This is a genomic window from uncultured Lamprocystis sp., from assembly GCF_903933125.1.
Classification (GTDB): Bacteria; Pseudomonadota; Gammaproteobacteria; order Chromatiales; family Chromatiaceae; genus Thiodictyon.
On sequence record NZ_CAIZIZ010000176.1, the window covers coordinates 1 to 8,231 of the forward strand.

At 66.6% G+C, this 8,231-nt stretch carries 6 protein-coding genes and 1 pseudogene; 4 read left to right on the top strand and 3 right to left on the bottom strand.

Translation table 11 applies throughout. The annotated features are described in order from the left end of the window. The 3 genes and pseudogenes from QZY03_RS08760 to sohB form a co-directional block, all read left to right on the top strand. A pseudogene (locus tag QZY03_RS08760) lies at positions 1–333 on the top strand (ISKra4 family transposase); the annotation flags it as partial. A gap of 112 nt (positions 334–445) precedes the next feature. Continuing rightward, positions 446–1,285, top strand: coding sequence for a thymidylate synthase (locus tag QZY03_RS08765; RefSeq protein ID WP_295580131.1), 840 nt, complete (start codon positions 446–448; stop codon positions 1,283–1,285). A 27-nt stretch (positions 1,286–1,312) separates the two neighbouring features. Continuing rightward, positions 1,313–2,323, top strand: a complete 1,011-nt coding sequence (sohB, locus tag QZY03_RS08770) for a protease SohB (protein WP_295580133.1) — start codon at positions 1,313–1,315, stop codon at positions 2,321–2,323. A gap of 277 nt (positions 2,324–2,600) precedes the next feature. Here sohB and QZY03_RS08775 read toward each other — a convergent pair whose 3' ends face one another. Then, complete coding sequence (locus QZY03_RS08775; RefSeq protein WP_295580135.1) at positions 2,601–5,789, bottom strand: error-prone DNA polymerase; 3,189 nt, start codon at positions 5,787–5,789, stop codon at positions 2,601–2,603. Positions 5,790–5,921: 132 nt separating this feature from the next. Next, complete coding sequence (locus QZY03_RS08780) at positions 5,922–6,293, bottom strand: hypothetical protein (protein WP_295580137.1); 372 nt, start codon at positions 6,291–6,293, stop codon at positions 5,922–5,924. Positions 6,294–6,512: 219 nt separating this feature from the next. Between QZY03_RS08780 and QZY03_RS08785 the strand changes: the two genes are divergently transcribed. Beyond that, positions 6,513–6,977 carry an EVE domain-containing protein gene (locus tag QZY03_RS08785; RefSeq protein ID WP_295580139.1) on the top strand — a complete coding sequence of 155 codons (465 nt, stop codon included), beginning with the start codon at positions 6,513–6,515 and terminating at the stop codon, positions 6,975–6,977. 50 nt (positions 6,978–7,027) lie between these two features. On the opposite strand, the gene QZY03_RS08790 is transcribed toward QZY03_RS08785, so the two are convergent. Then, positions 7,028–8,231, bottom strand: a 1,204-nt coding sequence (locus QZY03_RS08790) for a DUF6399 domain-containing protein (RefSeq protein WP_295580141.1), incomplete at its 5' end; no start/stop codon positions are given.

Sequence of the window (8,231 nt, forward strand, 5' to 3'; positions counted from 1 at the left end):
AAAAGCAATCAAATAACCCCGGTTTTGGCCGCGCTGAGTGAGGCCCTGGAGCCCGTCACGGTGGCCGATGCGGACGCCCCGGTACGGGCGTGCCATCGCTATCTGAGCAACCGGCTCGATCATCTCGACGACCAAGGCGCCTTGGCGCAGGGCTTGCCGATCGGCTCCGGCGAGATCGAAAGTGCCCACCGCTATGTGGTTCAGCAGCGCCTCAAGCGCCCCGGCGCGTGGTGGACGCCGGACAACGCGGAGGCCATGCTCGCGTTGCGCACGACCCGGGCCAACGGGAAGTGGTCAGCGTACTGGCAGGGTCTCGTTAAGCAAGCTGCGTGACAGTTCCGGCAACCACATCAGTTTGGATCGCACCCCAAGGTCTCCCTGGATTTGTGTCTGACCGCCCTTCGTGGTTAGCTTGGCGGCTGTTTGAACCCGTGCGGAAGAACCGATGCGCCACTATTTGGATTTGCTGCAGGACGTGATCGACCACGGCAGCGACAAGCCCGACCGAACGGGGGTTGGCACGCGCTCGGTGTTCGGACGCCAGGTGCGGTTCGACCTCAGTCAGGGCTTTCCGCTGGTTACGACCAAACGCATCCATCTCAAGAGCGTCATTCACGAACTCCTGTGGTTCCTGTCCGGCTCCACCGACAACCGTGACCTCCAGGCCCGCGGGGTCAGCATCTGGGACGAGTGGGCGGCACCCTCTGGGGATCTGGGGCCGATCTACGGCGCCCAGTGGCGCAGTTGGACCTGCCCGGACGGGCGTACCATCGACCAACTCGGTGAACTGATCGCGACCATCCGCACCCGCCCGGACTCGCGCCGCCTACTGGTTTCGGCCTGGAACCCCGCCGACCTGCCGGACGAGACCCAGCCACCCCAGGCCAATGCGGCGGCCGGACGCATGGCACTCGCCCCTTGTCATTGTCTGTTTCAGTTCTATGTCGCGGATGGACGGCTGTCCTGCCAACTCTATCAGCGCAGCGCCGATCTCTTTCTCGGCGTTCCCTTCAATATCGCGGCTTATGCCTTGCTCACTCACCTGGTGGCACAGCAGTGCGACCTGGAAGTCGGCGACTTCGTGCACAGCTTCGGTGACCTTCACCTCTACCGGAACCATCTGACCGATGACATCGTGTTCGCCCAACTCGCCCGCGCGCCCCGCGCGCTGCCGCGGCTGCAGCTCGCGCGGCGCCCGCCCAGTCTGTTCGACTACACCTTCGAGGACATCCAGATCCTGGACTATGACCCCCATCCGGCCATCCGCGCACCCATCGCGGTCTGAACGCGCCGCCGCCGCGGGAGGCGCGCGATGACCGACGTGCTGCTTCAGTACGGCCTGTTCCTGGCCAAGACGCTGACGGTCGTCGTGGCCATTGCGCTGTTGATGATGGTCGCCGTGCGCGCCCGCCGGGGGATGAGCGGCAGCGACGACGGTGATCGTCTGGAGATTCTGGACCTGAACGAGCGCTACCAGAGCCTGGCGCAGGCGCTCAAGGAATCCTCCCTGTCCAAGAAGGCGTACCGCGCCTATGTCAAGGCCGAGCGCAAACGCCGCAAAGCGCGCGACAAAGCCCAGACCGAGGAGCGCCAACGGCTGTTCGTGATCGACTTCAATGGCGACCTGCGGGCCACCGAGGTCGCCGCACTGCGGGTGCTGGTCACCACCATCCTGCTCGACCGGCGCGATGGCGATCAGGTGCTGGTGCGGATCGAAAACGCCGGCGGGACAGTCCACGAGCACGGGCTGGCCGCCTCCCAACTCGCCCGGCTGCGCGCCAAAGGCATTCACCTGACGGTCGCGGTCGACAAGGTCGCGGCCAGTGGGGGCTATCTCATGGCGTGCGTGGCGGACCGCATCGTCGCCGCCCCCTTCGCGGTCATCGGCTCCATCGGCGTCCTGGCGGAACTGCCCAACTTCCATCGCTTGTTGGAGCGCCACGGGGTGGACTTCGAGCTGCATACCGCCGGTGAGTACAAACGCACCCTGACCCTGTTCGGCGAGAACACCGACGCGGCGCGGGAGAAGCTCAAAGGGCAGTTGGAAGACACCCACGGCCTGTTCAAGGATTTCATCCGCGAATACCGCCCGGCCCTGGACCTGGAGCGGGTCGCCACCGGCGAGTATTGGCACGGCAGCCAGGCGGTCGCCTTGGGTCTGATCGACGCCATCCAGACCAGTGACGACCTGCTGCTCACCGCGAGCGAGACCACTGACCTGCTGCAACTCAAATACAGCGCGCACAAGAAGCCGATCGAACGGCTGCTGGCGAGTCTGCACAGTGCGTTGGCGGGACGGCTGGCGGCCTGGATGGGGCGCTGAGGCGCGGACCATTGCCGCGGAGGACGTATTTGCCGAAGCCGGACGTCTGTGTCAGTGAGATCGGCCCGCTTTCTCGCCGAGGCGCGTCGGGAGTTTCTCGCCCAAGTCGTCTATTTGGATACCGGTCAATGTAGGTGCGACTTCAGTCGCACCCGCGTCCGAATCGGTGCGACTGAAGTCGCACCTACATCCGATCCGATAGTGGGTGGTATCCGGTGTTCCGGAAATCGCCCAAGTCCTCATCGATTGGTAGAGAAAAGGATTGGCCTGAATACCGTCAGCAAAAATCCCGCGACCGGGTCACCAGCCCACCGAGCAGTGCTGAGTGGTCCACCAGCCGCCGGGCGATCAGATGGGTGACCCCGGCCTCGCGCTGGACTTCACCGTAGACCCCCAGCAGCCGTGCGCCCAGAAGCACCGCGCGCTGACGTTCGGCGACGTGCTTCCAGACCACCAGATTGACCTGACCGGTCTCGTCCTCCAGGGTCACGAAGGTCACGTCATGGGCCGACCCCGGACGCTGGCGGTTGATCACCAGTCCGACGGTCGCGACCCGCGCGCCCGGCGGCACCACCGCCACCGCGTCCGCGGTCAGCAGGTGCCGCTCAGCCAACTGCGGACGCAGCAAGGCCAGGGGATGACGGCGCAGACTCAGCCCCAGGCTCCCGTAATCGGCGACGATCTCCGCCCCCTCGGTGGGCGGGGCGAGCAAGGCGAGACCGACGGGGTCCGCGGGCGGCGGCGGGAGGGCCAAGGCCGCCTGACCGGCACGCGGATCATTACGCGGCGCGGCACTCAGACCGGAGACCGACCAGGCCGCCCGGTGGCGATGCCCCGCCAGCGGTTGCAGAGCATCCGCCTGGGCCAGTGCCTTCAGATCCCCCCGATCGAGCGCGGCGCGCCCGATCAGGTCGGTGAGATCCAACCAGCGCGCGGCATCCCGCGCCTGGATCAACCGCCCAGCGCCTGCTCGGGACAGCCCTTTGACCAACCGCAAGCCCAAGCGTAGGGCCGGTTGGTCACCGTCCACCTCTCCCCGCCCGCCATTGGCGGACGCGGCGCCTTGACCTGCTGGTTCACCATCGGCAGGCTCCAGCGTACAGTCCCAGGCACTCGCGGTGACCGCGACCGGCCGCACCTCCACCCCCTGCCGACGCGCCTCCCGAATCAACTGGGCCGGCGCATAAAAGCCCATCGGCTGACTGTTGATCAGAGCCGCGAAGAAAGCGGCCGGCGCATGGTGCTTGAGCCAGGCGGACACATAGACCAACAGCGCGAAGCTGGCGGCGTGCGACTCGGGGAAACCGTATTCACCAAAACCCAGGATTTGATGGTAGATCTGCTCGGCGAAGGTGCGCTCATAGCCGCGCTCCAACATACCGCCGATCAGCCGCCCCTTGAGCGACTCCAGCCCGCCGCGGCGACGCCAGGCGGCCATGGAACGGCGCACCTGATCGGCCTCGCCGGGCGAGAAACCCGCCGCCACGGTCGCGACCTTGATCACCTGCTCCTGAAAGATCGGCACCCCCAGGGTGCGCCCCAGCACCTCCTTAACCGCCGCCGACGGATAGCTCACCGGTTCCAACCCTTGTCGACGGCGCAGATACGGATGCACCATATCACCCTGGATGGGGCCCGGCCGCACGATGGCGACCTCGATCACCAGATCATAAAAGCAGGCCGGCTTGAGCCGCGGCAGCATGGCCATCTGCGCCCGTGACTCGATCTGGAAGACCCCGGTGGTCTCGCCGCGCTGGATCATTTGGTAGACCGCCGGGTCTTCCGGCGGGATGTCGGCCAGCGTCAGCCGGCTGCCGCGAAAACCATTGATCAGGTCCAGGGCGCGGCGGATGGCGGAGAGCATCCCCAATGCCAGACAGTCCACCTTGAGCAGCCCCAGTGTATCGAGGTCATCCTTGTCCCACTGAATCACGGTGCGCCCGTCCATGGCCGCATTCTCCACCGGCACCAGCCGGGACAGTTCACCGCGGGAGATCACGAAACCGCCGACATGCTGTGACAGATGGCGCGGACAGCCCAGGATCTCATGCACCAGGCGCAGGACCTTCAATACCAGCGGGTTGTAGGGATCGAGCCCGACCTCCAGCAGGCGCTCCGGCACCACCGTCTGCCCGTCCCACCAGTTGAGGTTGCGGGCCAGGCGGTCCACTTGATCCGGGTCCATCCCCAGCGCTTTGCCGACATCGCGCACCGCGCTCTTGGGCCGGTAGCTGATCACCGTCGCGGCCAGGGCGGCGCGCTCCCGACCGTACTTGGCATAAATGTACTGGATCACCTCTTCGCGGCGCTGGTGTTCGAAGTCCACGTCGATATCCGGCGGTTCGCCGCGCTCCCGCGAGATGAAGCGCTCGAACAACATCTCCATGCGCGCCGGGTCCACTTCCGTGATCCCCAGACAAAAACAGACTGCCGAGTTGGCGGCTGAACCGCGGCCCTGACACAGGATGCCGCGGGAGCGGGCGAAACGCACGATATCGTGGACGGTGAGAAAATAGGGTTCGTACTTCAGTTCAGCGATCAGGGCCAGTTCGTGCTCGATCTGGCCGCGCACCCGCGGCGGCATCCCGTCCGGCCAGCGCACCACAGCGCCCGCCTCCGTCAGCCGGCGCAAATGAGCCGCCGCCGTGGTACCGGCCGGCACCAGTTCATCCGGGTATTCGTAGCGCAGTTCATCCAACGAAAAGCGGCAGGCCGCGGCCAGCACCAGCGTCTGCGCCAACAGATCGGGCGGATAAAAACGCGCCAGTTCGGCCCGGTCGCGCAGATGGTGCTCCCGATTCTGCGCCAGCGCGGCACCCAGTTGATCGACCCGCACCCCGAGCCGGATAGCGGTGAGTGTATCCAGCAGCGGACGCCGCCGCGCGACATGCATGGCCGCCGCCCCGCAGGCGGTGAGCGGCAGCCCCAAATCCGCACCCAGCCCGCGCAACCGTGCCAGCCAGGCCAGATCGCCGCCGCACCGGTGCGCCACCACGCCGATCCACAGCCGTCCGGCCCCCAGCCGATGCAGCCAGGCGCCCTGCTCCCGCAGTTCCGCCGCGCTGTCCTGCGTGCCCGGCAGCCAGATCAGTAAACAACCCGGCAACCCATCGGCCAAGTCATCCGCCGTCACGCGCGCCTCCCCCTTGGGCGCCCGCCGCCGCGCCCGCGTGATCAGGTGCGCGAGATTGCCGTAACCCCCCCGGTCCATCGCCAGGACCGCCAGGCGCGGACCGGCCTCCACCGTCAATTCCGCGCCGATGATCAAGTGCAGCCCCAGGGTACGTGCCTCCCCATGCGCCCGCACCACTCCGGCCAGCGAACAGAGGTCGGTCAGGGCGAGCGCCGCATAGCCCAGTTCATGGGCGCGCCGGACCAGTTCCTCCGGGTGCGAGGCACCTTGGAGGAAGCTGAAGTTCGAGCGGCACAGCAGTTCGGCGTAAGCCGGAATTGAGATGGGGGGCACGGCCGTCGGCACCTGGCGGAAAACTGTATATAAATACAGTATCCGCCAGAACGCGGCAGATTGCAGCAGGGCGCGGACGACAACCGCTCGGCTTTGGTCGTTGTTTCGGCCAACGACCTGGCTTGCTGCAGGCTACCGACAGCAACACCGGGTCGAAGAGCCCGGGCTATCGACTTGATGCATCGCGGCGTTCTCGGCACCCGCACTCTGGAACACCTCGACCTGGGATAGAATTCCGAAGCGGGTGGCGCACTCGCGGGCGGCAGCATAGACGGCGGGAGCCATCCCCTCACTCAGAAGCAACGAGCGAGCCATCAACTCGCGGCGGATGCGGGCCGGGTCCGGGGCCGGCAGGCTGAGCCCGACCGTCAAATGGAGCGCCTGACGCAAGGCGGCAGCGTAGACTGCCTCACCGCTGAAACGGATCGCGTCGACCGGCAGGGGAACGGGGAATCCATCCGGGCCGGGTCTGGCGTTGGCGTGATCCTGGGCGGTTGCGTTCATATTCACATCCAGAGGGGTCATCGTCCTTCGGGGGAGGTCAAGTATAGGACGCATCGTGTTGAGAAGCCACGGACTGGTTATTCTGGACCCGGCCTGGATTCAGGTTCGGACGCGTCGTGATCGATCCGCGCAGCAGGATCAACTGCGCGAACGGAGACAACATTCGCGGCTTGGCGTTTTGGCGTGAAAGCCGCTCTTATCGGGATGACAGGTAGCACCATGGCCTACTGGCTCTTCAAGTCCGAACCGGACGCCTTCAGCATCGACGATCTGGCGGCGCGAGCCGCCGCGGGCGAGCCCTGGGACGGGGTGCGCAACTATCAGGCGCGCAACATGATGCGCGATCAGATGCGCATCGGCGACGGCGTGCTCTTCTATCACTCCAACTGCCCGGTGCCCGGCGTGGTGGGACTCGCGACGGTCTCAAGCGATAGCTATCCCGACGCCACCGCCTTCGACCCGCAGGCACACTACTTCGACGCCAAAAGCGACCCCGCGAACCCGCGCTGGTATCTGGTGGAGATACGTTATCTCCGCCACCTGGCGCGGACCATTGCGCTGAGCGAATTGAAAGACCATGCGGACGGACCCCTGGCCGACATGCCATTGGTTCGCCGCGGCAACCGGCTCTCGGTGATGCCGGTGACGGCGCAGCAATGGGCGTTCATTCTGGGGTTGGAATAGTCTGTAGGGTCCGCTGTGCGGGCCTTGATCATCGTTCCGGCCACCCCCCGCTACGCCGCCACCGGCAGCAGCGAGAGCGGCTTCGGTGGGCGGGGCCGTCGGCGCGCGGGTGGCGGGGGTAGCGGCATCCGCTGGAGCACCAGCGTGAACAACGCCGCGTGGGCTTGGCCGAAGAAACGCTCGGCGGCCGTGGTGCCGTCGGCGCGCCGGATGTGGAAGTTATGCACCGCGGTCAGTGCCGCGAGTTTTTGATCGCTCAGGCGATGCCGGCCATGATGATGCAGGGACAGTTGACCGTTGCGCCCCTCCACCGCGGAACTGCTGCGCTGGAACAGGTCCGCGCAGTCGCCGGCCACCTGTTCGAGACGCGCGCGCTCGGTTGCCGGGAGGGCGTTGAACGGATGATCGGGTTGACCAAGCGGTTCGAGCAACTGGCGGCTCAAGGCGCGCAGCCGGTGGCGCGGTTCGGCGTGCGTGCTGCGCGCGGCGACGCGCTCCAGGTACAGCGCCGGGATCACCTGCGTCAGGAGGGCGTGCTCCAGGGCGGGCGACAGATTGAGTGCCTCGACCTTGGCCTGCACGGTCGCGAAGAAAAAGGTGATGGTGGCCAGGAACTGGATGGTCAGGCGCTCGGCTTTGGCCAGGCGCTCGCGGGCCCGCGTCGGCAGATCGGCCGCGTCGGCCAGCTGTTGCAGCCGCGCCCAGACATCGGCAAAACGTTGGGCAATACGCTCCACGGGCTGCGCCTGTCCGTGCGCCAGGTCGTAGGGGTGATAGAGGGTTCCCAGTTCACGCACCACGTCACGCGCGTCCGTCTGACGCGTCTGGGCCTGCGCGTGGTCGGCTTCGGCCTGCACCACGGCGGCCACCGCGTCTTCAATCCGCGCCGCGAAGGCGGGTGGACGCCCGCAGGGACGCGGCGACTGCGCTTCATAGGCCCGCTCGGCGGCCCGCGCGGCGTCCAAGCGCCCCTGCGCGGCCACGACGCGGCCCTCAGCCTGCTTCACTTGGCGGGCCAGGTGCAGGCTGGTGCCCTTCGATACCTCCTGTTGTCCATGGAACAGGTCCGGTGAGTGATGGGCCAAAAAATCCGTTTCAATGTGCCGGCGCAATGCCGTGGCCTCATCGCTGGTGCCCTGCATCACCGTCACGTTCAAGCCGGCCAGAGCGTCGCGTAACGCCAGCGTCCAAGTGGCGGCCGTGCGATCCGCCGCGTACTGTTCCGCCAGCAGAAAATTCGATACCGGCTCCAGC

Excerpts from the sequence above, each read along its gene's own strand:
- QZY03_RS08765 (WP_295580131.1), top strand. The coding sequence starts at position 446 with ATGCGCCACTATTTGGATTTGCTGCAGGACGTGATCGACCACGGCAGC.
- sohB (WP_295580133.1), top strand. The coding sequence starts at position 1,313 with ATGACCGACGTGCTGCTTCAGTACGGCCTGTTCCTGGCCAAGACGCTG.
- QZY03_RS08780 (WP_295580137.1), bottom strand. The coding sequence starts at position 6,293 with ATGAACGCAACCGCCCAGGATCACGCCAACGCCAGACCCGGCCCGGAT.
- QZY03_RS08785 (WP_295580139.1), top strand. The coding sequence starts at position 6,513 with ATGGCCTACTGGCTCTTCAAGTCCGAACCGGACGCCTTCAGCATCGAC.